Here is a 1,369-nt window from a genome sequence, read left to right on the forward strand (position 1 = left end):
GCTAATGGGATGTACCGGCTGCTTCACCCAGCAGGTTAGGCTGAGCCTATTTCTGCAAATAGGAGAAGTAGCATGGCAAAAACTGATTTTGATGAGTTGAAGTCGATTGGGATCGATATTGGGAAAGATACGTTCCACCTTGTTGGTTTTGATCTCGATGGGCAGCGTGTTTTGCGCAAGCAGATCAAACGACTTGCTTTGATCGCGACATTCGAGAAACTGCCGCGTTGCGTGGTTGGCATGGAGGCCTGTTTGAGTGCGCATTTTGTCAGTCGGACGTTGCGCAAGATGGGCTTTGAGCCCCGGATCATTCCCGCAATCTACGTTAAACCATTCAACAAGGGGCAGAAGAACGACTACAACGACGCAGAAGCGATTGCTGAGGCGGCACTGCGTCCGAACTTGAAAGCAGTTTCTGAGAAGACTCAGGACCAGCTCGACTTACAGGCTTTGCATCGTGTGCGATCACGTCTGGTGTCGCGCCGGACAGCGACGATCAACCAGATCCGTGCTTTCTTGATCGAACAAGGCATTACGGTGCGCAAAGGTCTGCGCGCCTTGAAGAACTCCTTCGAGACAATCTTAGAGGAGCGCAAAGACGAGATATCACCCCGGATGCGTTCGATCCTGATCGGCCTTTACGGCGACTGGATGTGGATGGACGACCGGATCGACAAGGTATCGCAGGAGATCGAAGAGATCAGTCGAACCGAAGAGAACTGCGTCAACGTCATGACGATACCTGGAATTGGTCCGATGATCTCAACAGCGATGGTTGCGGCGATTGGTGAAGGCGAAGCCTTTGATCGCGGGCGCGACTTTGCAGCTTGGGTCGGACTTGTGCCCCGGCAATACAGCACCGGTGGGCGGACGGTCCTCGGTCGCATCTCAAAACGCGGTAGTAGATATCTGAGGATGCTGTTTGTTCAGGCGGCAAAGGTCATCATGATGCGACCGCACCGCTGGCCAGACTTCAGCTTTGGCGACTGGTTGGCTCGCGCATCAGAACGTATGCATCGAAACAAGGCCGCCGTTGCACTCGCCAACAAGCTGGCCCGCATGGCATGGAGCATTCTAAGGCACAAGACGACATTCGACGCACCAAGAGATGAGGTTGCAATCGGCGTCTAACAACCCGAAGCAGCTCAAAGGAGTTCGCGATAGATCGAAAAGCATGGAACGGAATAATTACGCCCCCAGAGTCTGACGGCCCATTAGGTCATAATCGACCTGTCCGCTAATGAGATCACGGCGCGTGCGTAACCCCAACAAGGCCACGACCCGCGTGTCGATCAACAGGCCGGATACATATGAGCGACTTCCGAAAGCGTGCAAGAAATCATTTGCGAACAGCAGCCGGTACATACAT

Annotated in this window: 2 protein-coding genes; one reads left to right on the forward strand and one right to left on the reverse strand. The window is 53.7% G+C overall.

What is annotated here, in order from left to right; genetic code table 11:
• Positions 1 to 72 precede the first annotated feature (72 nt).
• Positions 73 to 1,131: an IS110 family transposase gene (locus Q0932_RS20440; RefSeq protein WP_299357100.1), complete on the forward strand. Its 1,059-nt coding sequence runs from the start codon at positions 73 to 75 to the stop codon at positions 1,129 to 1,131.
• A gap of 57 nt (positions 1,132 to 1,188) precedes the next feature.
• Here Q0932_RS20440 and Q0932_RS20445 read toward each other — a convergent pair.
• Positions 1,189 to 1,369: hypothetical protein (locus Q0932_RS20445; protein ID WP_299357102.1), on the reverse strand; the 181-nt coding region annotated here is incomplete at its 5' end.

This window comes from uncultured Shimia sp., assembly GCF_947498095.1.
Taxonomy (GTDB): Bacteria; Pseudomonadota; Alphaproteobacteria; order Rhodobacterales; family Rhodobacteraceae; genus Shimia.

Bases quoted from the DNA above. Each gene is read 5' to 3' on its own strand.
- Q0932_RS20440 (WP_299357100.1), top strand. From the start codon at position 73: ATGGCAAAAACTGATTTTGATGAGTTGAAGTCGATTGGGATCGATATT.